The 25,619-nt window shown below is 62.1% G+C and carries 18 protein-coding genes; 8 read left to right on the forward strand and 10 right to left on the reverse strand.

Annotated elements, in window-relative coordinates; translation table 11 throughout:
* Positions 1-50: 50 nt before the first annotated feature.
* Complete coding sequence (locus EGJ68_RS13880) at positions 51-2,396, reverse strand: TonB-dependent receptor (protein WP_123035160.1); 2,346 nt, start codon at positions 2,394-2,396, stop codon at positions 51-53.
* 227 nt (positions 2,397-2,623) lie between these two features.
* Here EGJ68_RS13880 and EGJ68_RS13885 point away from each other — a divergent pair, with 227 nt between their 5' ends.
* On the forward strand, positions 2,624-3,052 hold the full coding sequence (locus tag EGJ68_RS13885; RefSeq protein WP_158283668.1) for a lipocalin-like domain-containing protein: 429 nt from the start codon (positions 2,624-2,626) through the stop codon (positions 3,050-3,052).
* Between the two features lie 24 nt (positions 3,053-3,076).
* The gene (locus tag EGJ68_RS13890) at positions 3,077-5,275 is read left to right on the forward strand and encodes an NAD(P)/FAD-dependent oxidoreductase (protein WP_123035162.1); all 2,199 of its coding nucleotides are present in this window, start codon (positions 3,077-3,079) and stop codon (positions 5,273-5,275) included.
* A 13-nt stretch (positions 5,276-5,288) separates the two neighbouring features.
* Here EGJ68_RS13890 and EGJ68_RS13895 read toward each other — a convergent pair whose 3' ends face one another.
* Both EGJ68_RS13895 and EGJ68_RS13900 read right to left on the reverse strand, forming a co-directional pair.
* Positions 5,289-6,533 (reverse strand): MFS transporter, encoded by a 1,245-nt coding sequence (locus EGJ68_RS13895; protein WP_123035163.1) that lies wholly within the window; start codon positions 6,531-6,533, stop codon positions 5,289-5,291.
* Between the two features lie 110 nt (positions 6,534-6,643).
* Entirely contained in the window at positions 6,644-7,363 is a 720-nt protein-coding gene (locus tag EGJ68_RS13900; RefSeq protein WP_233248826.1) for a Coq4 family protein, read from the reverse strand.
* Between the two features lie 189 nt (positions 7,364-7,552).
* Between EGJ68_RS13900 and EGJ68_RS13905 the strand changes: the two genes are divergently transcribed.
* From EGJ68_RS13905 to EGJ68_RS13920, 4 genes are all read left to right on the forward strand, one after another.
* Positions 7,553-7,855, forward strand: coding sequence for a hypothetical protein (locus EGJ68_RS13905; RefSeq protein WP_123035164.1), 303 nt, complete (start codon positions 7,553-7,555; stop codon positions 7,853-7,855).
* A gap of 107 nt (positions 7,856-7,962) precedes the next feature.
* Entirely contained in the window at positions 7,963-8,934 is a 972-nt protein-coding gene (locus tag EGJ68_RS13910; protein ID WP_158283669.1) for an ELM1/GtrOC1 family putative glycosyltransferase, read from the forward strand.
* Positions 8,935-8,969: 35 nt separating this feature from the next.
* Positions 8,970-10,502 (forward strand): FMN-binding glutamate synthase family protein, encoded by a 1,533-nt coding sequence (locus EGJ68_RS13915; RefSeq protein ID WP_123035166.1) that lies wholly within the window; start codon positions 8,970-8,972, stop codon positions 10,500-10,502.
* The gene (locus EGJ68_RS13920; RefSeq protein ID WP_233248827.1) at positions 10,499-12,814 is read left to right on the forward strand and encodes a putative bifunctional diguanylate cyclase/phosphodiesterase; all 2,316 of its coding nucleotides are present in this window, start codon (positions 10,499-10,501) and stop codon (positions 12,812-12,814) included. The genes EGJ68_RS13915 and EGJ68_RS13920 overlap by 4 nt, the downstream gene beginning before the upstream one ends.
* A 52-nt stretch (positions 12,815-12,866) precedes the next feature.
* Here EGJ68_RS13920 and EGJ68_RS13925 read toward each other — a convergent pair whose 3' ends face one another.
* The 4 genes from EGJ68_RS13925 to EGJ68_RS13940 all read right to left on the reverse strand — a co-directional run bounded on the left by EGJ68_RS13925 (position 12,867) and on the right by EGJ68_RS13940 (position 18,512).
* Positions 12,867-13,139, reverse strand: coding sequence for a DUF3144 domain-containing protein (locus tag EGJ68_RS13925; RefSeq protein ID WP_233248828.1), 273 nt, complete (start codon positions 13,137-13,139; stop codon positions 12,867-12,869).
* Positions 13,140-13,223: 84 nt separating this feature from the next.
* Positions 13,224-14,240 (reverse strand): amidoligase family protein, encoded by a 1,017-nt coding sequence (locus tag EGJ68_RS13930; protein WP_123035167.1) that lies wholly within the window; start codon positions 14,238-14,240, stop codon positions 13,224-13,226.
* Position 14,241: 1 nt separating this feature from the next.
* Positions 14,242-17,418: an efflux RND transporter permease subunit gene (locus EGJ68_RS13935; RefSeq protein WP_123035168.1), complete on the reverse strand. Its 3,177-nt coding sequence runs from the start codon at positions 17,416-17,418 to the stop codon at positions 14,242-14,244.
* Positions 17,415-18,512 (reverse strand): efflux RND transporter periplasmic adaptor subunit, encoded by a 1,098-nt coding sequence (locus EGJ68_RS13940; protein WP_158283670.1) that lies wholly within the window; start codon positions 18,510-18,512, stop codon positions 17,415-17,417. Before EGJ68_RS13940 ends, EGJ68_RS13935 begins: the two co-directional genes overlap by 4 nt.
* Positions 18,513-18,688: 176 nt before the next feature.
* Between EGJ68_RS13940 and acnA the strand changes: the two genes are divergently transcribed.
* A complete protein-coding gene (gene acnA / locus EGJ68_RS13945) occupies positions 18,689-21,424 on the forward strand; it encodes an aconitate hydratase AcnA (RefSeq protein WP_123035170.1) in 2,736 nt (911 codons plus the stop codon).
* A 15-nt stretch (positions 21,425-21,439) separates the two neighbouring features.
* Here acnA and EGJ68_RS13950 read toward each other — a convergent pair whose 3' ends face one another.
* A complete protein-coding gene (locus EGJ68_RS13950; protein ID WP_233248829.1) occupies positions 21,440-21,868 on the reverse strand; it encodes a CBS domain-containing protein in 429 nt (142 codons plus the stop codon).
* Between the two features lie 171 nt (positions 21,869-22,039).
* Here EGJ68_RS13950 and EGJ68_RS13955 point away from each other — a divergent pair, with 171 nt between their 5' ends.
* Entirely contained in the window at positions 22,040-23,827 is a 1,788-nt protein-coding gene (locus EGJ68_RS13955; protein ID WP_123035171.1) for a DEAD/DEAH box helicase, read from the forward strand.
* A gap of 20 nt (positions 23,828-23,847) precedes the next feature.
* On the opposite strand, the gene EGJ68_RS13960 is transcribed toward EGJ68_RS13955, so the two are convergent.
* Positions 23,848-24,633: a TSUP family transporter gene (locus EGJ68_RS13960; RefSeq protein WP_123035172.1), complete on the reverse strand. Its 786-nt coding sequence runs from the start codon at positions 24,631-24,633 to the stop codon at positions 23,848-23,850.
* Entirely contained in the window at positions 24,626-25,474 is an 849-nt protein-coding gene (locus EGJ68_RS13965; RefSeq protein WP_123035173.1) for a heme-dependent oxidative N-demethylase family protein, read from the reverse strand. Before EGJ68_RS13965 ends, EGJ68_RS13960 begins: the two co-directional genes overlap by 8 nt.
* Positions 25,475-25,619: the final 145 nt, after the last annotated feature.

Below are 25,619 nucleotides of genomic sequence, written 5' to 3' on the forward strand. Positions count from 1 at the left end.
ACTGGTCGACCTTGCCCCGGGAACGGGGCAGGCCGACCTGCCAGACTATCCTAGAAGGTGATATTGAAATCGATGCCGTAGGTGCGCGGCATGTTGTACTGTGCGGTCATGTTGATGACCTCGTTGCCGAAGACGTTGATCTCATCTTCGTCCAGCAGGTTCTTCACCCAGAACGATATGCTGCTGACTGCGGAGCCCATGGGAATCTCCATTACACCAGCGCGTGCATTCAACAACCAGTAGGCCTCGCGCTGGGACAGACGGTCAGCCTCGGGAAAACCACTGGCGAACGCCGTGTTCTCACCCTCTGCCAGATAGCGACTGTCCAGGCGCATGAACGGCGCACCGCCCGCGACTTTCTGGGCGAAGTCATACTGCAGCGAAATGCGCGTGTTGAAATCCGGCGCGCGTATCGGACGCACCTGGTCGGCGACATCGACGCCACCGCGAATGTATTCCTTGTACTCGTAATCATAGGCACCCAGTGTGGTGCTCAGGGTCAGACCTTCTCCGATAATGGCGTCCAGTTCCAGTTCGATACCGGTTACTTCCACCTGCCCGGCATTCTCGAAGCTCTGCACGCCATCCTCGAATAGCTGTACCTGAAGATCTTCGTAATCCATGAAGAACGCCGCGGCGTTCAAACGCAGGCGGTTGTCCATAAACTGCGACTTCAGGCCCAGTTCGTAGTTGGTGATAGACTCGGGTTCATAGGAAATACCGTTGAGAATACCGCCAGCAACAAAACCCGTGCTCACCTTGGCGTAGCTCATTACATCATCCGCCCAGTTGTAGCTGAGCACGACATTGTAGTTGGTCTCGCCGTATTCGAGCGTGTACAGCCCTTCGCCGAGGCTGCCGCCACCCGATGTGGCACTGATATCCACGAGGTCGATTTCACGCTCGTCTTCCGTACGCCGTATGCCCAGCGTGACGTCGAGTTTCTCTGTGGCGTGGAAGGTACCCTCGGCGAATACCGCCCAGGAACTGTTGTCGGTGTCCGTTGAGTTGACGCCGCTGCCAAAGATGGCGTCAAAGGGCGTGGGAATCACCACACCGTTGGCAACCGGCTGCAACACGCCGAGTACGTTGCGTGCTTCTGCTTCTTCCTGGAAGTAGAACACGCCGCCCACCAGCGTGTAGCTGTCCGTCGCCCAGGTTAACTGCAGCTCCTCACTGAACTGCTCCTGCTCGAGCGCCCGTGCGGTCAACAGGGTAAACAGCGAGTCGTTGGGGCCGGGCGGGTTGGCCAGAATGCCCCCGACATCACCCTGCAACAGCGCGCCGAGTTGTGCGGCGGAGAACTTCCAGCCACCGGTGGCGCCCAGGTCGTAGATTGCCGGGCGCTGGTCCATCTGCCGATACGCCGTGATGCTCTTCAGGCTGAGGTTGTCGTTGATCTCCCAGCTCAGGGTCACGTTATGCCCCTGAATCAGCAAAGGCTCCTCGCTGGTCGCGGCGGCGACGTCCTCGAGAGGTGTGGTGCTCAAGTTGGTAATGCCGCCATATAACGGTTGAAACTGATTGATAGCACCAACCAGCGGCGCTGTCGCACCAATAATACCCACCTGCTGCACGGGCGCACCCACGGTTACGCTATCCGTGTAGTCGAAGCGGTAGTCCACGGTCACCGTGTCGAAATCGAGGTTGGCGGCCAACATGAAAGCCTCGACATTCTTGCTGCCCAGGTTCTCGGCGTAGGTGAGCACGCCCATTTCGGGGTTGCGCAGGCGCAAGTCCAGTGTGCGCCCGGCGATCAAGTTGTCAGAATAGCCGTCATTCTTGTCATACAGGTAGCTCAGCTTGACACTCAAGGGCCCCATCGACGGCAGGTTCAAAATCGTGCGGAAACGCTGTGCGTTGAGGTTACCGACTGAAATGTCCTGTGACAGGCCAAACTCGCCGGTGGGCGCTGAAGTTGTAATGCTGATAGCGCCCCCCGTAGCGTTGCGACCGAACAGTGTGCCCTGCGGACCACGCAGGACTTCCACACGCTCGATGTCGGCCATATCGAAGATTGACCCAATGGTACGCCCGATGTACACGCCGTCGAGGTAGGTGGCGATCTTCGGGTCCACTTCAGCGGCCGACACGCCCGAGGACACACCGCGAATGTTGATCTGGGGTATCGTGCCCCGCCCCTGATTCTGGATATTCAGGTTAGGCGCCAGATTGCTGAGATCCTCGGTGTTGGTCACGCGGAACATGTTCAGCGTCTGTGCATTCAGCGCGGTTACAGCGATGGGAACGCTCTGCAGATTCTGCTCGCGCTTTTGCGCCGTGACGATGATTTCTTCCAGCGCAATATTGCGCTGGTTTTCCTGCGCAGCGACACCGCCGCTGATGGCAAGGGCAATCGACGATGCCAGCAGGGATACGGACGAGAGATGACGCATTGGGCAAACCTCCAGTAATAAAAATTATGCTTATTAATATTCCGACTGTACTCCGCAAATCAGCGCCAGCGCCACCAGAAACACCCACATTACAGACAGCACGCCAGCGCAGTACAAATAACTGGTATCCACTGGCTGTTACACCCCCTGCAGAGGCCTGAATCGGGGAGCCCGAGCGCGCTGTGGAGTATGCTGTCGGGCCGATCAGCACAAAGGTTCAGAGCAACATGCATGACGCGCAAGCACTGGTGGGCTGCTGGGAGTTGATGTCCTACACGCTGGCCACTGCGGAGGGCTCCACCCTCCACCCCATGGGGCTCACACCGCGTGGCCTGCTGTTCTATGGCAAAGGTGGTGAGCTGTCAGTGCACCTGATGCAACCCGGCGCGGAGCCTCCCTCCCCCGAAAGCTTGCCCGTCGGCGTGACGCCAGATCTGGCGCTGTCCTACGCCTGCTATTCCAGCTACTTCGGGCGCTTCGAGGTCAACGATGCCCGCCGCGAAGTCACGCATTTCGTACAGGGGGCTTCCGTATTGAGCTGGGCCGGCGCCGTTTTCCCGCGAACCTACCACCTCGACAACCATCAGTTGACGCTGACCGCCGCCGCCAACGCCCAGGGCTACGTGCCCACCTTGCTGTGGCGCCGCACCGGCTGAACATCAGCGTATGGAGACCCCCGCATGAGCACATCGCAGTACCCCACACTTCTGTCCCCCGCCCGAATCGGTGCGCTTGAACTGAAGAACCGCATGATCGTCACCGCCATGGGGGTCAACTTCGCCGAGAGCGATGGCAGCGCAGGTGACCGATTGATTGCCTATCACGAGGAACAGGCGCGCGGCGGTGTTGGCCTGGTAATTACCGGCGCCACCGGCGTGGCTCTGCCTGTGGGCCGGGTGCAGCGTTGGCAGGTCGGCATTTCCGAAGACCGCTTTCTACCGGGCCTGGAGAAGCTGGTCAAAGCCGTACACCGCCACGGGGCCAAAGCCGCTGTGCAGCTACACCACGGTGGGTTGGTGGCAGGGGACAGCGCACGGGATGGACATCCACTCTGGGCGCCGGCGATGCCCACCCCGGTCAAGGATGCGGATTTCCTGAGCTACTTCTTGCCCGAAGAACTGGCGAAAATGTCTGCCGGCATGAGCAGCCCACCACAGATCAAGGTGCTGGAACAGGCCGATATAGCGCTGGTCGTACAACAGTTTGCCGAGGGCGCACGGCGCGCCAAGCAAGCCGGCTTTGACGGCATCGAAATCCATGGCGGCCACGGCTACATACTGTCGTCCTTCATATCCCCGAAAACCAATACACGCACCGATGCCTATGGTGGCAGCGTGGAAAACCGTGCGCGCCTGCTGTTGGAGGTCATCCATGCGGTACGCGCGGAAGTGGGAGAAGACTTCGCGCTGTGGGTCAAACTCGACTCGCGTGAAGTTGGCAAAAAAGGCGGGATTACGCTCGAGGATGCCAAGCGCACAGCGCAACTCGTCGAGCAGGCGGGCGCTGATGCCATCACAGTCAGCGCCTACCACGAAACCGCCTATGGCAAACTGCACTCGGAATCCAATATCCCGCAAATTCCCGGGGCCAACCTGCCTGCCACCGCCGCCCTGCGGCAGGTCGTGAAGATTCCGCTGATCGCCTCCGGGCGCATTGAGCTGGATGTCGGCGAGGCAGAGCTGCAGAAAGGTACTTTCGATTTTCTCGGTCTCGGACGCAAGCTTCTGGCCGACCCGGCGCTGCCCAACAAGCTCGCGGCAGGCGACATCGCAGCGATCAGGCCCTGCGTCTACTGCATCACCTGCGCCAGCGCCATCTATACGGGGGATGCCACGCGCTGCGCGGTCAATGCAGAGGTTGGGGTGGAGCACCTGCGTATCGTGCGTCCCCGCTCCAGCACCCCGCTTCATATCGTTATTGTGGGTGGCGGCCCCGCCGGCATGGAAGCCGCGCGCCTGCTTGCGCGTGATCAGCACAAGGTCACGCTCCTGGAACGCGGCCCGCGACTCGGGGGCACCTTGCAGTTCGCGTCGCTGGCCTACGAACCCAACCAGCGCTTCCTCAACTGGCTGCGCCGGGAAGTGAGCCAGGCGGATGTAGACCTGCGCCTGAATACCGAGGCCACACCCGAGTTGCTGCGTTCACTGGGCGCAGACGCTGTCATCGTCGCCACCGGGGCCAAACGCGACCTGCCGGAGATACCCGGGAACGAGCAGCACCACGTCTTCAGTGGCGATGACATGCGCAAACTGATCCTGGGGGAGAGCTCAGCCAGACTCAAATCCCGCACGTCAGGCCTCACGCGGCTGGCTGCCCGCATCGGCGCGGCCACCGGCCTCAGCGCCAACCTGGACCTGGTACGCAAGCTGACCCACGCCTGGATGCCGCTGGGAAAGCATATTGTCATCATTGGCGGTGAGCTGGTCGGTGTGGAGCTGGCCGAGTTTCTCCTCGAGCGCGGGCGCGTGGTTACCGTGGTCGACGAAGTGCCGCGCTTTGGCGCCGGCCTGCCCATTGTGCGCCGCATGCGCCTGTTGGCGGAGCTGCGTGAGCACGGCGTCACCCTGCAGCCCTCCGCGACCAATATCCGCATTGAAGCGGATGCCGTGACTTTCGCAGACGCCGCGGGCAACGCGCAGCGGGTGAAAGCGCAACAGGTGATCGTGGCGAAAGGCGCCAGCGGCGACTCCAGCGTCGCGCAGCTATTGCGCAAGCATGGCTTTGCGGTGCATCAAGCGGGCGACTGTACCGGGGTGGGATATATCGAGGGGGCAATACGCAACGCGCAGTCGGTGGTCGACGCCATCAATGCGGGCCAAAGCCCGGCCGAGGCAGCCACATCGAGCGACGGCACCAGCGGCGCTCAGGCGACCGGCTGAAACCGGTCGCGGCTTACCCCCCGGCAGCTGAGGCCCGTCGCGACGTGGAACCACTGCGCTCGATCAACGGAATCATCGCGATGGCCAGCAGCAGGAGCAATACGAAACCCATGAACGCCAGGTCATAGGAACCACTGACATCGCGCACCCAGCCTGCCAGCGGCGGCGTCAGCAGGTTGAAGGGCAGCAATACCGGCGCCATCAGCCCCATGACCCGGCCGTAGTTCAGCACGCCGTAGACCTGCGCCAGCAGGGAGCTCCACACCGGTAACATGCCGCCACCCCCGAGGCCCAGAATCAGGCTGCCCGCGACCAACCTCGGCATATCCGGCCCCCCCCAGAACAGCGCCAGGCCAATCCCCATCAATACCATGATCGCCGCAAGAGCAAGGCGCACATCCAAGCGGTCGGCGCACCAGCCGAAAAGCAACGTACCCGGCACCGCGGCCAACGCCAGGTTGGCAATCAACATCGCCCCCTGTTCGCGCGTTGCCCCGGTATCAAGAATGAAAGGCATGAGGCTGCCCACCGTCGCCGTGAAGGCGGCGAACATGAAACCCACCGACACGGCGATCAGCCAGAAACCGCGGTGGCGCAGGATCGCATCGGTCGAATTGAAGCGTTCACCGCTGTGTGCCTCATGCTCGGCGGCGCCATCAGCGGGTGGGGTGTAACCTTTGCTCGCCGGGCGGTCCACCGCCAGCAGTGCCACGGGCACGGCAATCAGCGCGATCACCCCGGCGAAGACCTGCAGCGCAAGCCGCCAGCCCAGCAACTCGGTAAGCCAGGTAATCAGCGGTGGAAACAGGAAACCGCCGAACGAGGTGCCCGCCCCTGCAATACCCAATGCCAGCCCACGGTGACGGGTGAACCAGCGAGCCAGCAAAGTCGAGGCCGACAGCGGCCCCAACAGCACATAGCCAAAACAGAAGATCAGGCCGTAAATGGCCGGCACCTGCCACATTGCGGTGGTGAGGGATAGCGCCACGAACCCTGCTGCCGTCATCAATATCGCGAAGATGATGATCAGGCGCAGCGACAGGCGATCAATTGCGACCCCCGCCAGCGGCGACACCATGCCGGCTCCGAGTGTCATGCAGGTAAGCCCCAGCATCAGTGTCATGCGACTGGCATCGTAGGTCTCGGCCAGGGGTACCGCAATCACGCTGTAGGAATAGCTCAGGGCGCCTGTGCCGGTGGCCTGAATCAGAAAGGCGACGACAAGCTGCAACCAGGGCCAGTGCTGCGCACGGATCATGCGCCGAATACCTCAAACAGAATGAACACCGTGGCAACCTCAGCGTTAGATGATTTTTATACCGCGGTTAAGTTTAATGAGGTGTTCGCGCGCGGGTCAAGATAAACCGCTCAGGCAAAGCTGGCGCGGGCTTGCCAGTAGCGCTGCGGCTCAGGCATGCCCAGCTGCACTCTCACCTCCTGCAAGGGCTCGCCGAGCAGGTCCTCCAGGCGCAGGGCAGGCAGCCAGCGGCATGCGCGACCAAGCGCGGCGCCCTCCTCCACACAGGCATCGAGATCTATGCCGGGAAAACGCTTGCGCGCATTGCGCCGTGCCATAAACACAATAAATGCAATGCCCCGATTGTAGGTTTGCGTCGTCATAAAGGACAAAAGACAGAGTTCGCCGAGGGGATCGGGGCCATACCCGGTCAGCACGTGTTGCAGATCGTGTATGTCACGCAACCGGTCTGCGAGCCACTGTTCGTCCGCCGTGAGTGCCGCATGGCGGTTTTCGGAGACGCTGGCCGCCACCAGCCCCTGCGCGCTAATACCCTGGCGCTCCATGAGTTCAAGATAAGCGCGGCCCACGGTACCCTCAGGCAGAGCGCGCAGGCGCTCGCGCTCACAGAGCAGGGGTAGAATCTGTGTGCGGGAGGCCAGCAGGTTGCGCCCCTCTGGCACATCGCGCAACCGCGCTACCGCCCGGGTAATGCTGTCACCCTTGAGCGCCTCAATAACACGGAAAACCTCTTCGGTGGCATCCGGGTTGGCAATCAGGCGGCGCACGGACATGAACGCCTCCAGAGGCCTCACCCGGTTGACAAAATTCCTGGAAAGCGCCGTCAGCATCTCTGCCACTCCTGCCACACTGGCAAACGTTACCCCGCCCGATGGCGCAAGCATACCAGTTTGGCCCAGCTGCGCTATCGCGCTGCGCGTCACAGCGCGGTCGCATTCCGTCAAATACGCCCACGCCGCATTGCCGGCACGCAGCCGCATCTACACTGTGCAGAGCCAACCATCCCGGAGGAGAACCCCATGACAGAACCCTGCACACCCTATTTCTCTGCGGCCCTTCCGTACGCGCTCAGGCGTGGCTGCCGTGCCGCGCCGCTCCTCGCCCTGTTGCTGCTCCTGCTGCCGGCGCTGTCACAGGGGCAGGAGCCGGACGCCAGCCTGCAGCTCTGCCGCACATTGCAGCAACAGATAGAACGCCTGGACGATCGCCGACAGCACGGCGCCTCTGCTAGCCAGATGGACCGCTGGAAACGGCAGCGGCGCGCAATAAAGGATCGTTTCAATGCGCTGCGCTGCCGGCATTGGGGCAACCAGCTGCGCTAGGCAAGGGCCGGGGTTTTCCCACTTTTTTGTCATTTAACGTCTACAAGCGGCGTCTGCAGCGCTAATCTGGACCCTGGAGGATTTTCGCCAGTCACCGGGAGCGACATGTGTCCATATTGAGGACCGCCAGGCACACGCCACTTCGGCAGGAGACCCGCCGCAAGGAGCAGGGACGTAGCTGGCCGCGCGTGGTCTGGTGCATACACGACGCCACAAGCGGTCACAGGCGGCAACTGGAAGGCCTCGCGAAAGCACTGCAGGAGCAACAAAACGCAGCGGTATACTGGCTTCCCTACCGGTCTGGTGCCGCTGACCTGCCCCGGCCCGAGCTGATTCTGGTGTGTGGCAGGCGCACCCATTGGGCGGGACTGAAAGCACGCTGGTGGCATGGCGGCAAACTGGTTGCCCTGATGAACCCGGGTGTGCTGCGCCCGCTGTTCGATGCTTGCATCGTACCGGAACACGATGGGCTAGAGATGTCGCGCCGAAATATCGTCACCCGTGGGCCGCTCAACCCCCTTCGACCCGCCACCCGCATAGACCCCTCACGGGGACTGATACTCATCGGCGGGCCATCGCGCCACTTTCATTGGGACGCAGAGCAGGTCGTCGAGCAGATTCAGCGCCTGCGTCGCAACCTGCCCGACGTCAACTGGCAGATCGCGACATCGCGTCGCACGCCGAACGACTTCGTGCCGATGCTGAGCACGCTGCAAGATGACCGGTGCCAGGTACTCCCCGCAGCTGAAACGTCATCCGCACACCTGACGGCGCTGTACGATCAATGCGGTGTTATCTGGGTAACCGCCGATAGCGCCGCAATGCTCTACGAGGCACTGAGCAGCGGCGCCGCTGTCGGCGTGCTCGACCTGCAGGCGCGTAAACCGAACCGCCTGCAGGCTGGGCTGGACAAGCTCATCGCCGATGGCCACGTGACGGAGCTCACCACCCTGGAACACAGCAAGTCCATGCCGCCCCCCCGGACCCCGCTACGTGAGTCACAACGCGCTGCGGCCGCACTCCGCGCCCGCTTTATCGTGTGGAGCCATCAAGGCCATTGCTCCACACGGGGCAAATAACGTACCTTTAAACCTGCACAGAAAAAGGGCAGCGCATGGAAACCCTGAAACACTTTACCGCCGGTTTTCTGGACGCCTTCGCCTTCGTGTTTGCGCTCGGCTTGTTGGGGCTGGTGGTTGCCGTCTGCTGGATGTACATTGTCGACGTTCGACAGACCACCCACAGCATCCGCCGCAACTACCCCGTCCTCGGCCGCTTCCGTTACTTCTTCGAGTTCATTGGAGAGTTTTTCCGCCAGTATTTTTTCGCCCAGGACAGGGAAGAACTGCCTTTCAATCGCGCACAGCGCTCCTGGGTGTATCGAGCCGCCAAGAATCTGGATTCGACCGTGGCTTTCGGCTCCACCCTGCCGCTGAATCAACCCGGCGATTTCATTTTCCTCAATGCGCTGATCCCTCCCCTCGACGAGGAGGTGCCGGCCCGCACCGCAATCGTCTTCGGCGAGGGCTACGCCCGCACGCCCTACAGCACATTTTCCTTCTTCAACATTTCGGCCATGAGCTTCGGCGCCATTTCCGAGCCCGCGGTGCGCGCCTTGTCCCGCGGCGCCGCCAGAGCAGGACTCTGGCTGAATACCGGCGAAGGCGGCATTTCGCCCTTTCACTACGAAGGCGGCTGCGACATCGTTTTCCAGATAGGTACTGCCAAATACGGGGTGCGCAACGACGAAGGCCGACTGAGCGATGAGCGGCTGCGCGACGTCGCCAGCCACGAACAGGTGCGCATGTTTGAAATCAAGCTTTCCCAGGGTGCCAAGCCCGGCAAAGGTGGCATTCTTCCCGGGGCAAAGGTCACCAGCGTGATTGCCAGCACACGTGGCATTCCCGAAGGCCAGGATTCGATAAGCCCCAATCGGCATCCAGAGGTTCGCAACATAGACGACCTGCTGGACATGATTCATCACGTACGTGAGGTCACCGGCAAGCCGACCGGCATAAAGTTCGCACTCGGCGAAAGCAGCTGGCTGGATGAGTTCTGTCAGCACATCAATCAGCGGGGGCTGGAATACGCCCCGGATTTCGTCACTATCGACAGCGCCGATGGCGGCACGGGCGCGGCGCCTCAAAGTCTCATTGACCTGATGGGCCTGCCCCTGCGCAGCAGCCTGCCATTGGTGGTCGACAAGCTTCTGCAGTATGGCCTGCGCGACCGCGTGCGCGTGATCTGCTCCGGCAAGATGATCAATCCCTCCGGTGTGGCTGCCGCCCTCTGTATGGGCGCCGATTGCGTCAACTCCGCGCGCGGCTTCATGTTTGCACTGGGCTGCATTCAGGCACTGCAGTGCAACAAGAACACCTGTCCCACCGGGGTAACCACACACGACCCCGACCTGCAGCGCGGCCTGGACCCAAGTGACAAGGCCGTTCGCGTTGCCAGCTACGCCACCAACCTTATGCACGAAGTGGAAATCATCGCGCACTCCTGCGGTGTCCCCGAGCCACGCCTGCTCGATCGGCGTCACGCCCGGATCATCAATCCGCAGGGGCTGCCGGTGCCACTGTCCGAGGTTTACACCTCACCTCAGTCCGACACCGGCAACGGTAGCGGCAAGGGAGCAATCCATTGACTGTCGCCGGCCGCATCAACCTCATGGTCGTCAGCACTGCCAGTGTGATGGCACTGCTGATCCTTACCGCCACGGGTATACGGGAGTACTTCCTGCTGCGCGATAGCCTGATCAACACCCTGACGACGGAAATCACGCGGGAAACTGCACTGGCCGCCGACCTGCAGCTGCGGGAGCGCCGCACGCTGCACGACTTTCTCGAACGCCTGCAGACCCTGTCGCCCGCCATCAGCTATGTGCGTATTGATACCGTTGACGGCATCGAAGTGGCGGAACAATCCGCCATTGAGGATATTGAAGGCAAACTGCCAGCGCTGAACGTGCTGCGCGGGGGGGCCAGTCACGACAAGACAGGTTTAACAGAGCAAGAGGGGTTGCCACCTCCGGAGGCGGCGAGGCTGATGGCATCGGTCACCGGCGGCGAACAGGTGCTGAATGCTTCCATCCCTATTCTGTCGGGCCTGAATCCCCTGCGCGAGGACCTCACGCGGCGCGACTTTGGGGCGTCGCTCGCACAACCGACGGGCAGCCGGTTTGTGGCCGGCTTCGTGCACGTGGGTATCAGCCGCAGCATGCTGCTGGTGTCGCTACTGCCAACGCTTGGCACCATTGCCGGCATCACCCTGCTCCTGCTGCTGATCGGCAGTCTGATTGTCACACGCTATACGCGCAAACTGACCGGCCCCCTGGCCAAACTCGCGCGCATGGCGGATGACATCACCGCCGGCAACGTGGGCGAACCGTTGACCATAGACGGCGAAGGCGAAGTCAAGGAAATTGCCAATGTACTAAACGCCATCATCGGCGGCCTGCACAATTACAAGACGCAGATCGGCGTTGACCACCAGCTGCTGAGCATGAAGGTCGAAGAGCGCACCGCGCAGCTTTCGCAGCGCAACCAGGAACTGAACCAGGCCGTGCGGCAGGTCACCGAGACCAAAGACCGCCTGCGCCAGATGGCGTATTTCGACAGCCTCACCTCTCTGCCCAACCGGCGCTTGTTCACGGAGCAACTGGACCTGTTGCTGCGCCTGAGCAAACGCAACAATGAAAAGCTCGCCCTGCTTTTTCTCGACCTGGACAACTTCAAGCGCGTCAATGATTCACTGGGCCACAGTGCAGGCGATGCACTGTTGAAGGAAGTCGCGCGGCGCCTGGCCGCCTGTGTGCGGGAAAGCGACGTGGTCGCACACTTTGTCGACTCGGATTCGCGCATTGATGTGTCGCGCCTGGGTGGCGATGAGTTCACGGTGGTACTGAACCAGATTGAGGATGAACAGGCCGTGCGCACCGTCGCGCAGCGCCTGCTTGATACCCTGCTGCAGCCCGTGGTGATTGATGACCACGAACTGGTGATAACGCCTTCCATTGGTATCGCCATGGCGCCCGACCATTCCAGCGAACTCGAGGGGCTATTGAAAGCAGCCGACACGGCGATGTTCCACGCCAAGTCGCAGGGCAAGAACACCTATGTCGTGTACACGCCGGACATGGACGCCGCCGGCGTTGAGCGCCTGCGTCTGGAGACGGACCTGCGCAAGGCGCTGGAACGGAACGAGCTGCTATTCCACTATCAACCGCAAGTAGACACACTCACCGGCACGGTGATCGGCGCGGAGGCCCTGATTCGCTGGCAGCATCCGGAGCAGGGCATGATTCCGCCTTTCCGCTTTATTCCGGTCGCCGAGGAAATTGGCCTGATCGGAGAGCTGGGGAGCTGGGGTATCCGGCAGGCCTGCAGCGACCTGGTCGACTTGCGCCAACAGGGCTTCACACTGCCCAAGGTCGCCGTGAACGTATCGGCGCTGCAATTCACCCGCAACTTTTGTCCCACGGTACGCGAAATACTGCAAACCAGCGGGCTGCCGGCCTCCTCCCTTGAACTGGAGCTCACCGAGAGCATTCTGGTGGAGGACAGTGAATCCACGGTGCGCGCACTGCGTGAACTGAAAGCGATGGGCTTGCGGCTATCGATCGACGATTTCGGCACCGGCTATTCTTCGCTGAGCTACCTGAGCCGCTTCCCTCTCGACGAACTGAAAATCGACCGCAGCTTTGTGATCGACTTCGACAAGAGTGACAATGATGCCAGCCTCGTGCGCGCCATTATCGCCATGGGCCAGTCGATGAACCTGGACTTGGTCGCCGAAGGTGTGGAAACCAGCGAGCAGTTCAACTTCCTGACGGACCAGGGGGCGAATGTTATCCAGGGCTATTTGTTCAGCCGCCCGGTGACTGCCGAGGAATTGAAGACCATGCTGGCGCCGGGCCACTTCCTTGAGCAGATTCGCGAGATCCGCGCGGACCTATGAAGCGGTGCAAATCCAAGACACGGCGCCGTTCTCTTAACCGGCGGCGATCGCTTCACGCATCGCCCTGGCCCTCACCGGACTCAGCGCGCTTCAAACGCTGGATGTTCTCCAGGTTCTGCTTGTAGGCGGCGGCCACTTTTTCGACCCCCGACTCATGCAGGCCACCGGAGTTGCCGGCCACGGAGTAGGTGGCATACACCCCGGAGGCGGTCATCAAGGCGGCGGAAACCACTCGCGTGGATACGCCCTCATTCTTCATGGTATTTGCCAGTGCGATAAAACGTTCCATGCACTGTTGATGATTTTCCGCGTCAGCTGCACTCATGGGTCGGCATTCTCCTTAAAGTCATTTGCGCCAGTTTAGCACCAGACACGCCCTGCTTCACCGGCGCGAAGCCAGAATCACTCCTCAGCACAATTCCGGTAACAGGAAATCCGCGCTGGACAGGGCCCAGTCGCCAAACAGTCCGCTGCTGAAGCCCCCCAGATGTTTGCGATAAGCTTGCATGGCAGCTTCCAGTCGCGGCGGGTCGCAGGCCAGCGCCTCTACCTGCAGCCAATCGCGCCAGGGTCGCGCGAGCGACCAGCTGGGGTCATCAATCTCGCAGTTGGGCAGCCGATAATGCAGCGTAGGCCGCGAAGACACGCGGCCATCCGCAATGGCATCACGCACACGCGACGCGTCGAGGTGGGCAAACAGGGGCAACATGTCCAGGGCGCGATTGCGCGTGGGATTCGCCGCCAGATAGTCAGCAATCAACCGCGCCTGATCGGGCGCATAATCAGCCGCGAGGAGTTGGCTCACATAGTTTTTGTCGTAGGGATCGATATAGGGCGTGATGCGGCGGCTCAGATTGACCTTGCTGCGCACACGGAGCCAATCGGACAGACAGCAGAACGCGCGCAGGTAGTTCAGAATCGTGGCGGCATCAAGGCCCGGCAGCTCCGGGTTCAGGTGCAGGCCAAAAGCATAATGCGGCGCGTCAGCCGTACCGCGGGCACCGCTGCTCTGCAGTACCCGCAACAATGCGCCCAGGCGCCAAAGGTCCGCCATGGAAATGGGCGGGCTGACCACTTCAAACGGCACCAGCTGTTCAGCCGCGAGTTTGAGCACGCTCTCGCCGAGCATACTCAGTTCGTCAGGGGTATCGCTACCCCGCTCCCGGCCGCGGCGCTTGAGCCAGGCGGAATCAAGCTCGACCTTGAAGTCGCCGAGATCGGTGTTGCGCACCACACTTTCATAGGGCGAAACGGACTCCAGCTCCCCGCCGAGTTGCTCGCGTATCAATGCCGCTATTTTCTCCAGCCGAAGCCCCGAGAACTCGAGCTCCACACCCACCCTGCGCGCCTCGCCTTCTGCAGTGAGCGCCTCAGGCGGCATTGGCCACTGCGCAGACCGGTAGTGGTCATCCAGTGCGGACTTCATGTCATTCAACTCCTGCAGATCTCGCAAGCCGGCGCTGCTGCCACTGCAACACCATCACCGTCAGGGCGGGAAGCAGCGTCAGGGTAACAGCAGCAGAGCCCAGAATACCAAACATCACAATCACGCCTACCCCGCGATACAACTCGGTGCCGGCGCCCGGCAGCAGCACCAGGGGTGCGAGGCCGCTGAGCGTGGTAATGGTAGACATGGCAATAGGCCGCAGCCGCGCCTCTACAGCTTCCTGTACCGCCGCAACCACCTCCATGCCCGCGTCGGCTACATTGGCGACAGCACGATCAACGATAAGAATGGGATTGTTGACCACTGTGCCCATCAAGATCAGGAAGCCAAGCATGGAAATCATGTCAAATGGCTGCACAATTTGCGCGAGCCCGAACAGCGGCAGCCACCCGCCCACCACATTCAGCAGCCACAGGCCAACCATGCCTCCAGCAATGCCCAGTGGGATCGACGTCATGATCAACAGGGGATACCCCCAATGGCTGAATATCGCCACCAGCAGCAGGTAGACGATAAGCAGCGCCACCAGGTAATTGCTCAGCAGCGAAGCACGGGTTGCATCGAGCTGGTCCGCAGCGCCGGAAATTGCCAGGCTCACACCGGCGGGCACCTCACCCGCGGCTGTCAGGGCATCCACCACCTCTTCACGGACAATGGCGACCCCGGTTTCCAAGGGCACCGACCTCGGGGGGATGATATTCAGCGTCACCGTGCGCCGACCATTGACTCGCCGCACCTGTGCGGTGTCTACCGTCTCGGTGATGGTTGCCAGAGAACCCAGGGGCACCACCGTTCCCACCGGGGTGTAGACGGGCAGATGAGGCAGCGCGTCAAGTGAGCCCGACTGGCCAGCGTCGCTGTAAAGGTAAATATCCACCTTGTCGTCGGCGAGGAAGAACTCATCGATATAGCTGCCATCGGTCAATGCCGCAACGGTGAAACCTATCGCCTCTGCATCGAGTCCCAGTTCGGCGGCGCGCTCCCAGTCAGGGTGCACCTCAACCAGCGGCTGGGCCAGGGTCAGCGACGACGGCCGGCTCTGGATGCGCGGATTCTCGAAAGCCGCCTCGGCACGCCGGTACGCGGCCAGCGCCACCCTGTAGATATCGGTCAACTCGGCCCCGGAAACATCCAGGTTTACGCTGCGCGTGCCCCCGTCGTTGCTGGTGATAATGGAGCCTCGCGCCGCGAAGGCCCGCATGCCCGGGTAGCGCTCAAATGCGGTGCTGAGCGCGTCCATCAGAGCATCCACCTCGGCGGCGTTGAGTGGTTCAGCAATGATGCGTAACTGGTCCGGCGCCACGCGCATATTCATGTAGGCAAGTGCCGGCATGCTGGCGTCGCCGCGGGCGAACGCATCCGGGTCGGCATCCACATACGGCAACAAGGCAGTGCGTACTTCCGCGGCGATCTCCGCCATGGCATCAAGGTTGTAGCCCGGGGGCGCACTCATCAGGGCAAAAACTTTCGGCTCTTCACCCTCGGGAAGGTACTCGGCGGCAGGCGTGAGCGTGATCACTGCGAAAGAGCTGGCAGCGACCACCAACGCAACACAGCCCACCCGGCGGCCGCCGGTGGCAAGCAACCAGGCAACCCCCTGCAACGTCATGTCCCGCAAGCGCGGTCGCGATGTTTGCACCGTATCATCGCGCCCAAGGGTCAGGCGCGCCGCTGCGGCCGGCAACACGGTGATGGCCACCAGCATGGAGGCCAGAATGGCCGCGGATATCGCGATGGCCACATCCGAATACAACTGGCCGGCCTCCTCTTCCACAAACATGACCGGAATGAACACCAGGATCGTGGTTGCGGTGGAGGCAAACACAGCGGGCCACACCTGGCGCACCCCGTCGACCGCAGCGCGCAGGCGAGACGCACCGCGCCGACGTTCCAGGGCGATGCTCTCCAGCACGACAATACTGTTGTCCAGGGTCATGCCAATGGCAAAAGCGATACCTGCCAGGGAAATAACATTAACGGTGCGCCCCGCCAGTAGAAGGCCGAGAAAGGCCACAATGATGCACAGGGGCACGCCTATCACGCCCACCAGCGTGGCGCGGGCAGAACGCAAGAACAGGTACATGACCAGGGTGGCAAACAACGCGCCCAGGATGAGGTTCTGCCAGACGTTACGCACCGAATCCTGAACATAACGTACGTCGTCGGAGACTGGCACCATCTGCAGTCCCGCCGGCTCAAGTACCTCTTGATTGACGGCGTCGAGTTCATCCAGCATCGCGCGTTTGATGGCAATGACGTTGGAACCGGACTCGCGGCGCACAGACAGGAAGATGTTGGTCTGGTCGTTGAAAAACGAGAGGCTGCGGGATTCAAAGCTGCCCAGTGTCACGTCCGCCACATCGCTCAAGCGGGTAATCGCATCCCCGCGACGCAACAGAATCAGCTGTTCCAGAGCGGCCTGGTCCGCGAAGCGGCCCACGGTGCGCAACAGGTACTCTCGCTTGCCCGACTGCACATCGCCGGCGGAGCGGTCGCGGTTGCGGGAACGTACGGCGTTGCGCACGTCAGTCAGCGTCAGTCCACGCTGTGCCAGACGGGCCGGGTCGATCAAAATCTGGATCTGTCGCTCAGCGCCCCCGCCAAGACTCACTTCGGAAACGCCGGGCACCCGTGCCATGCGCGGCTTCACGGTATCCTCGATAAAATCCAGTGCCAGGTTCACATCCACCTGGCGTGGGTTACCCGGCAACGGCGTTATGCTGAAAAACATGAAAGCGTTGGCCGAGAACGAATTGGCAAAAATGCGCGGCTCGTCGACGTTCTCCGGGTAGTCCGGCACCTGGCTGAGCGCGTTGCTGACCCGAATCAGCATTTCCGTGATATCGGTGCCAAATGGAAATTCCAGTTCGATTTCCGCGCGGCCGGCGCGCGCGGTCGCCACAATCCGCGACAGGCTGGGGAGGTTGCGCAGGTACTCCTCCTGCTCGATGAGGATCTCTTTCTCCACATCCTGCGGCGTGGCACCAGGCCAGGTGGTGCGCACACTGATCACGCGCACGTCGAGATCCGGAATCATCTGTACGGGTATACGCAGCGCCGCAATAATACCCACGACCGTCACGATCAGGGCGACAACGGTCACCAGTGTGCCCCGGCCCACGATACGCTCGAAGACGCCGGCTGAACCCTGCGTCACGGCGTGTCTCCCGTGGGTGCAAGCGCCAGGCCGGGCTGCAGGGCTTCATTGCCCCGCACCACCACCTGCTCGTTTACCGTCAATCCCCGGGTGATTTCGATTTGGCCGCCGAACGCAAGGCCGGTGGTCACCGTATTCTCCCGTGCCACAAGCGCCCCGCCCTCGGGCTTGGCAGTCCACACCACAACCCGGCCATCCGGGTAGCGCACGAGCGCATCGCGTGGCACTGAAATACCCTTGCGTCCAGTGGCGAGGGCCAGACGCGCACTGACCGACATTCCGGGCAACAAGGCAGCGCGTGCACTGTCGGCCGGTGCGATGCGCAAGAGAAAGGTACGCGCCGCTGTATCGGATACCGGCACCAGGCTGGCCACCGTACCCGTGAATTCCTGCGCCGGCCTGGCCGCCGTGGTGAAGGTAATGGGGGCGCCCTCCTGCAAGGAGGCGAGATAGTCCTCCGGTACGGCAAAATCCAGGCGCAGGTCCTCGAGACCAACCAGATCGAAGACCGCCTGACCCGGCGTCAGCCATTCACCGCGCTCTGTGCGGCGCAGGCTGATCACGCCGGCAAAGGGAGCGCGCAGCGTATGCCGGGCCAACAGCGCCTGCGCCAGCGAAGCCTCGGCGGTGACCTGCTGCAGTGTCGCCCGCGCGGCATCGTGGTCGGCGACCAATTCCCGCACCGTGGTTTCGGCAATGCTCCGTTGCGGCAGCAGTGACTGCGCCTCCTGTAGCCGCCGCTGGGCATCCCGCGCGCGGACCTCTGCCTGCGCCACCTGGGCCTGGGCGGCCGTGTGACGCAATTGGGCAAGCTCGGCATCCATGCGCAACAGCACATCCCCCGCAGCGACCTGCGCCCCGGTATCTACCACAATCTCCGCCACCAGGCCTGCCGCAGCCACCGACAGGCTCGCATCATGCTGCGCCGTGACCGTCCCGGTCAGACGCAGCTCGCGCAGGATATCCGTGGTCTCGACAGTAGCCAGCCCCACACGAACCCCGGTATCCGCCGCGCACACCCCCGCCAGGAACCAAAGCACTAGCGCCCAGCTACCGGTGCGTCCCGCCATTGCCCGTCGCGTAAAATAATGCACTCGGTCTCCCCTGTCTCGTTGAAGGTCGGCACCGCCGCAGTGGCTGCCCCGCTGATGATACAAGCTTACGCAAAGCACGCCCGGTCGTCTCAATCTGCCAGACGCGCTGACCTGTGCTAGGGTAACTGAACGGGACGCAAGGTTCCCGCTTGTTCACTCGAATGAGAGGTATCAGCATGAGTACAAAATACCGCAGGGAGCAGTCCCTGGATGTGGACGGCACACGCTATACCATCTTCCCACTGGATGGCGCCGGCGGCGACACACAAACCCTGCCCTACTCCCTCAAGCTGCTGCTGGAAAACCTCCTGCGCCATGGCAACGAACCCTACGTCACCGACGCCGATATTGAGGCGCTGACGCAATGGGACCCCGATGCACCGCCGAGCCAGGAGATCGCATTTGTGCCCGCCAGGGTGCTGTTGCAGGATTTCACCGGTGTGCCGGCCATCGTGGACCTTGCCGTAATGCGCGATGCCATGGTGGACCTTGGCGGCGAACCGGGCAAGATCAACCCGCTATCACCCGTTGAATTGGTCATCGACCACTCGGTCATGGTCGATTATTTTGGTGGGGAGGACTCTCTGGAGCGCAATACGGCGGTTGAAATCGAGCGCAACCGGGAACGCTACCAGTTCCTGCGCTGGGGGCAGGAGGCCTTCGACAACTTCAAGGTGGTGCCGCCCGGCACGGGCATTGTGCATCAGGTCAACCTCGAATTCCTGGCGCGCGGCGTGTTCAGTGCGGAACAGGACGGCAAGACCCTGGCGTACCCGGATACACTGGTTGGCACCGATTCGCACACCACCATGATCAACGGCCTCGGTGTACTCGGCTGGGGTGTGGGGGGCATTGAAGCGGAGGCCGCCATGCTCGGTCAGCCCGTGACCATGCTGATCCCGGAGGTGGTTGGATTTCGCTTGCAGGGCCAGCTGCCTGAAGGGGCAACTGCTACCGACCTGGTGCTCACCGTCACCGAACAACTGCGCAAGCACGGCGTGGTCGGCAAGTTCGTCGAGTTCTTTGGCCCCGGTCTCGCCCATTTGAGCCTGGCAGACCGCGCCACCATCGCCAACATGGCACCGGAGTATGGCGCGACCTGCGGCATTTTCCCGGTCGATGAGGAAACCGTGAAGTATTTGCGCCTCACCGGTCGCAGTGAGGAACAGCTGGAGCTGGTGGAGCGCTACATGAAGGCCATGGGGCTCTGGCACGACGCGAATAGCGTGGACGCCCGCTATAGTGCCACACTCACGCTGGACCTCGGCAACGTTGAACCCTGCATTGCGGGCCCGAAAAGACCCCAGGACCGGGTGCCGGTGAACAAGGCCAAGCAGGCGTTTACGCAGGTGCTGCAGGAATTCCAGGACCTCACCGTGGTATCGGAGGATGAAGGCGGCTGGGAGCAGGAGGGTGGCACGGTCAATGACGAGGAGGCCACCGCCCTGAACGGCATAACCGTGCAACGCGGGGGGGAATCATTCCAGCTGCAGCACGGTGCCGTGGTCATTGCGGCCATCACCAGTTGCACCAACACCTCCAACCCCGCCGTGCTCGTTGCGGCCGGTCTGGTTGCACGCAAGGCCCGGGCGCTGGGCCTGCGCTCCCGCCCCTGGGTAAAGACCAGCCTCGCGCCCGGCTCCAAAGTCGTCACTGAGTATCTGGAGAAGACGGGGCTCATGGACGACCTGGAGGCCCTCGGCTTCTACCTCGTGGGGTACGGCTGCACCACCTGCATCGGCAATTCGGGGCCGCTGCCGGACGACATCAGCGCCGCCATCGCCAAGGGCAACCTGCTGGTGACTTCGGTGCTGTCCGGCAACCGCAATTTCGAGGGCCGCATACACCAGGATGTGCGTGCCAACTACCTGGCTTCGCCACCGCTGGTTGTCGCCTATGCACTGGCCGGCAACATGGATGTCGATCTGTTCAACGATGCGCTGGGTGAGGATGCGGACGGCAACCCGGTGACGCTTGCCGATCTGTGGCCGAGCAACGCAGAAATTCGCGACATTGTCGACGGTGCCGTAAACGCGGGGATGTTCAGAGAGAAATATGCCGACGTCTACAGCGGCAACACGATCTGGAATGACCTCCCCGTGGCCGACAGCGAACGCTACCCCTGGCCGGAATCCAGTTACGTGCGCAAGCCCACCTTTTTCGACGGCATGCCACCGCAGGCGGCTGACGTACAGGCCATCAATGCGGCCCGCTGCCTGGTGATGGTGGGCGACAGCGTCACCACCGATCACATCTCACCGGCGGGCGCCATCGCACCGGACAGCCCCGCCGGCCAGTACCTGCAGGGCCGCGATATTGCGGTGGATGATTTCAACTCCTACGGCTCTCGCCGCGGCAATCACGAGGTGATGATGCGCGGCACGTTCGCCAATATCCGGCTGCGCAACGTGCTGGCGCCGGGCACCGAGGGCAGCTGGACCACCTGCTTCCTCAACGGCGAGCAAATGTCCATTTTCGAGGCCGCGGAGCGCTACCGCGAAGAAGACGTCCCGCTGCTGGTTCTCGCCGGCAAGGAATACGGCACGGGATCGTCTCGGGACTGGGCGGCGAAAGGGCCATCGCTGCTGGGCGTGCGCGTTGTCATTGCCGAGAGCTTCGAACGTATTCACCGCTCCAACCTGGTAGGCATGGGCATACTGCCACTACAGTTCAGTGAAGGAGAGAATGCGGAAACACTGGGCCTGACGGGCGAGGAACAGTTCAGCATTGCCGCGGTCGAGCCTGGACAGAAACACGTTACCGTGCAGGTGCGCAGTAAAGACAGCAAGGAGAGCGAATTCCGGGCTCTCATCCGCATCGACACACCCAATGAATTCAGCTATTACCGCCACGGCGGCATCCTGCACTACGTCCTGCGCCGGCTAGCCGGCACAGCCGCAAAGGGGGAGTGAAGCGCAGCAAATAGCTTATCCACGCTGCTCGCGAAAGCGCCGCCGGGAGTGTTCCATCAACGCCCAAAGGATGTTTCGTGAGCTCACCTGTCCCACCAGCACGCCGTCCTCAACCACGGGGCGGCGGCGCTGACGGGTCTCCAGCATGGATTGCGCCACTTCCACGATGCTGTCCTGCGCACTGCAGGCATTGACCATCGATGTCATCACCTCGCTGACCAGCGCGTGCTCGGGATCTCCATCGTTGTAGATGGAGGTCAATATGCCGCGCAGGCAATCCAGCTCGGAGAGCACACCCTGCACCGCGCCCGTGGCATCGGTGACCGTGAGCCCCGTGAGGCCGTGCTCGGTGATAATATTCACCGCCTCTACCAGATTTGCATCCGGCCGTATGGTGAGCGGTTGGCGGTGCATGCAGTCTCTGACCGTAGTGGGTTGCGACATACAGGGTTCTCCACAAGTGAGTAATGACTGCCAGTATAGCCGAGGTGGGGCCCCGCTGAAGCGCACACACGCTCCCGAACACGGCATATTCACGCTGCAGCCGCGTTGTCGCCTCGGCGATAGCCTGTATACTATCGCCCCGTTGATCGCCCCACCCCCAAGGTACTCCCCATGACCGCCGAACTCCCTGACGCGACTCGCTTCGCGGACCTGAACCTGCCCGATTTCCTCCTGCGCGCACTGACCGCGGTTGGCTACGAAACGCCGTCGGCGATTCAGGCACGCACCATACCACCGCTGCTGGAGGGCTGTGACCTGGTAGGGCAAGCGCAGACCGGCACAGGCAAGACGGCGGCCTTCGCCCTGCCGCTGCTCGCCGGGCTGGACGTCAAGCAGAAAACGCCCCAGGTCATGGTGCTCACTCCCACGCGGGAACTGGCCATTCAGGTGGCTGAAGCCTTCCAGAAATACGCCGCCTACCTGCCCGGGTTTCATGTTCTGCCCATTTACGGGGGCTCCGACTACCGCGGCCAGTTGCGCCAGTTGCAGCGTGGTGTGCATGTGATCGTGGGTACACCGGGGCGTGTCATGGACCATATGCGTCGCGGCTCATTGGACTTGCGCGGACTGCGCTCGCTGGTCCTGGACGAGGCCGACGAAATGCTGCGCATGGGCTTCATTGATGATGTCGAATGGATTCTGGAGCAGACACCACCCACGCGCCAGGTGGCCCTGTTTTCCGCCACCATGCCCACGGCCATTCGCCGCATTGCACAGCAACACCTGAAATCACCCAAAGAAATCACCATTCAGGTGAAATCGATGGCCAACGAAGCCATCCGTCAACGCGTGTGGATGATGGCCGGCGTGCACAAGCTGGATGCCCTCACCCGCATTCTGGAAATGGAAGACTTCGACGCCATTATCATGTTCGTGCGCACCCGCATCGCCACTACGGAACTGGCTGAAAAGCTTGCCGCCCGCGGCTATTCAGCGGCGCCCCTGAACGGCGATATTCCGCAGCAACAGCGCGAAAAAACCGTGGAACGCCTGAAGAATGGCGGTCTGGATATTCTGGTGGCCACCGATGTTGCGGCGCGCGGACTGGATGTCGAGCGCATCAGCCACGTCATCAACTACGACATTCCGCAGGATGTAGAAGCCTACGTACACCGCATTGGCCGCACCGGCCGTGCCGGGCGCAAGGGTGAGGCCATCCTGTTCGCCGCCAACCGCGAGCGCCGCCTGCTCAAAGCCATTGAGCGTGCCACCTCCAATGTTATCGAACCCATGCAGTTACCCAGTGCGCAGGAGGTTCAGGACAAACGCAGTGACCGTTTCAAGCAACAGATCACAGAGACACTGGACACACGCGATCTGGACGCCGCGCGCAAGCTGGTCAGCGACTACCAGCATGAATACGGCGTGCCCATGCTGGATGTCGCCGCAGCGCTGGTGCTGTTGGCCGGCGGCAAAGCCGATAGCCCTGCACCCACCGCGCAGAACAGCCCCTCATCCCCGGTAGCGGTCGGACGTGAAAAGCCGTCACGTGGCGATACCCGGCCACCGCGGGAAGCCCGCGAACCACGCGACAAGCCGCGGCGGCAAGAGCGCGACAGCGAACTGGCAAAAGGTATGGAACGGTTCCGCATTGCCGTCGGCCACACGCACGGGGTCAAGCCGGGCAACATTGTTGGTGCCATCGCCAATGAAGCGGATATCGACAGCGAACACATCGGCCGCATTATCATCCACGACAGCCACAGCACCGTCGACCTGCCCGAGGGCATGCCCGAAGAGATCTTCGATCATCTGCGCAATGTCTGGGTGAGCGGACAGAAGCTGAACCTGCAGCGGGACCAGGGGGGAACGCCGGCTGGTAACGACAAGCCGGCGGCAGTGCGCAAGCGCACCGGCAAGCCCGACCACAAGCCAGGCAAACGCAAACCAAAAGTCTGACCCTGTAACCGCGGCGGGGATCAGTGCAGCAGCTGGCTTATCATCCGAGCCAGCCCAACCAGGCTGACCGCCAGCAGGCCAGCGCCGAGCACGCGGAAAAACACTGCGGTATCGGCGCGCAGGGTATAGGCATGAAAGCGCAGGCCCAACACATGGCCGATGGCAGCGCAGGGCAGCAGCCAGAGGTGCTGCCGCCACTGCAGGTCGACACCCGTCCAGGCAAAGGCGGCCAGCTTTATGGCGACGAGTACAAACCAGAGTACAAATAGCGTATCGCGCAGTTCGTGACGGGCCACCCGGCTCGCCGCTACGGGCACCACCAGCGGTGCAGCAATCAGGGATGTGCCACTGACGTAACCACCCAACATGAGCAGGCCGGCATCTACCCGCCGACTGTTGCTCTTGAAGGGTCGTTGCAGGATGTAACTGACGGCATAGACACCGACCACCACGAAAATGAAACTGCTGACCACCGATGCCGGCAGTGTCAGCACACCGGCTACACCGATGAGTTTAGGCACCAGCATCAGCGCCAGGGCGTAGCGCAGAAAAGGCCAGTTCACGGTGCCGGGGTCGCTGCGGGTGGCTCCGCGTCCCCGCACATGCGCCTGCACAATGGTCAGCCCGGAAAAGAACAGTAAATGCACAGAGATGATGGGCAGATAAACCAGCGGTGCGTTATACACCATCAGCAAAAAGGGCAAGGTGAGCACCGCTCCACCGAAGCCAAGACCCGAGCGCACAAAACCGCCCCAGATAAAGAGCAGCCCGATCAGGGTCATTTGCCACCAGGCGAGATCAGCCATGCGCACTCCGGTAGAACGCCAATTCCCTTTCTATGCGGTCAAATCCCTTATACACCGCTAGCTCAGTCGGGCAGGCATCAACCGCCTGCAATAAAGAGGGTATCGCATCGGGAACCGAAGCCAGGGCAGCGAGCGGAAACAGATACACGCGTATCGTGAAGAGAATCGCGGCTGTGTCGGGTAGGCGACGCAATGATTGGCGTTCGCAGCGGTAATGCAACGGCCCTAACGCTGTGCCACCCTCCCTGACGCAGAGGGCATCCCCGCACTGCAAGCCCCAGTTGAACCGCACCACGGGATGCTCGGGGCGCAGATGCTGCAGGAAGCGGTTCACGCGGGGCTGCAGTGCATGCGCAAACCCGGGAACATCACCGTGAATGGCGGTCAGCGGCTGCTCGAATTTGTCTTCCAGGCGCCAGTGGCTCGGGCTGCAGAGGCTGGCAGCGGTTAACAGATACTCATCATCGCGCTGCTGCAGCAGCAAGAGATCATCGGCAACGGCCAGGGAGATGGCCCAAAGCGGCTCAGCACTCTGCGCCTCGACACTGATAGCGCCTGCCGCAGAGTGCAGAAACGCCCCGTCCCTGCGATAAAACGCGGGATGATCACGTTCGAGGTGTGCCGCAAGCAGCTGACTGGCCTCACGCTGCGCCGGCAAGGACGCCGGGAGTGCGCGAAACACCCGGGAGCCGAGCCTGCTGCGTACGGCCTGCTTATGCCGGAAGAAACGTGGCAGCGCGTCATCCGGCTCAATCCAGGTGCGCGTATTCAGCGGCGCGAGCCCCATGCTCAGCACAGTCGGATTGCGCAGGTGGGGAAGGTAGGGAATCGGCAATGGCACGCAGCACAGCTCTCCTGAATGAGGGAATGCATTCTGCGCGGTTGTGGCCCTCGGGGCAAACCGCGCGTCGCTCCACTGCGCATTGATCAATGAGCACACGCGGCGGCGCGGCGCAAGGCCTTGTCGCACAGGCTGGCATTGGTTA

Origin of the sequence: Haliea alexandrii, assembly GCF_003719295.1 — a bacterium.
GTDB lineage: Bacteria > Pseudomonadota > Gammaproteobacteria > Pseudomonadales > Halieaceae > Haliea > Haliea alexandrii.

Bases quoted from the DNA above. Each gene is read 5' to 3' on its own strand.
- EGJ68_RS13880 (WP_123035160.1), bottom strand. From the start codon at position 2,396: ATGCGTCATCTCTCGTCCGTATCCCTGCTGGCATCGTCGATTGCCCTT.
- EGJ68_RS13885 (WP_158283668.1), top strand. From the start codon at position 2,624: ATGCATGACGCGCAAGCACTGGTGGGCTGCTGGGAGTTGATGTCCTAC.
- EGJ68_RS13890 (WP_123035162.1), top strand. From the start codon at position 3,077: ATGAGCACATCGCAGTACCCCACACTTCTGTCCCCCGCCCGAATCGGT.
- EGJ68_RS13895 (WP_123035163.1), bottom strand. From the start codon at position 6,533: ATGATCCGTGCGCAGCACTGGCCCTGGTTGCAGCTTGTCGTCGCCTTT.
- EGJ68_RS13900 (WP_233248826.1), bottom strand. From the start codon at position 7,363: ATGCTGACGGCGCTTTCCAGGAATTTTGTCAACCGGGTGAGGCCTCTG.
- EGJ68_RS13905 (WP_123035164.1), top strand. From the start codon at position 7,553: ATGACAGAACCCTGCACACCCTATTTCTCTGCGGCCCTTCCGTACGCG.
- EGJ68_RS13915 (WP_123035166.1), top strand. From the start codon at position 8,970: ATGGAAACCCTGAAACACTTTACCGCCGGTTTTCTGGACGCCTTCGCC.
- EGJ68_RS13925 (WP_233248828.1), bottom strand. From the start codon at position 13,139: ATGAGTGCAGCTGACGCGGAAAATCATCAACAGTGCATGGAACGTTTT.
- EGJ68_RS13930 (WP_123035167.1), bottom strand. From the start codon at position 14,240: ATGAAGTCCGCACTGGATGACCACTACCGGTCTGCGCAGTGGCCAATG.
- acnA (WP_123035170.1), top strand. From the start codon at position 18,689: ATGAGTACAAAATACCGCAGGGAGCAGTCCCTGGATGTGGACGGCACA.
- EGJ68_RS13950 (WP_233248829.1), bottom strand. From the start codon at position 21,868: ATGTCGCAACCCACTACGGTCAGAGACTGCATGCACCGCCAACCGCTC.
- EGJ68_RS13955 (WP_123035171.1), top strand. From the start codon at position 22,040: ATGACCGCCGAACTCCCTGACGCGACTCGCTTCGCGGACCTGAACCTG.
- EGJ68_RS13960 (WP_123035172.1), bottom strand. From the start codon at position 24,633: ATGGCTGATCTCGCCTGGTGGCAAATGACCCTGATCGGGCTGCTCTTT.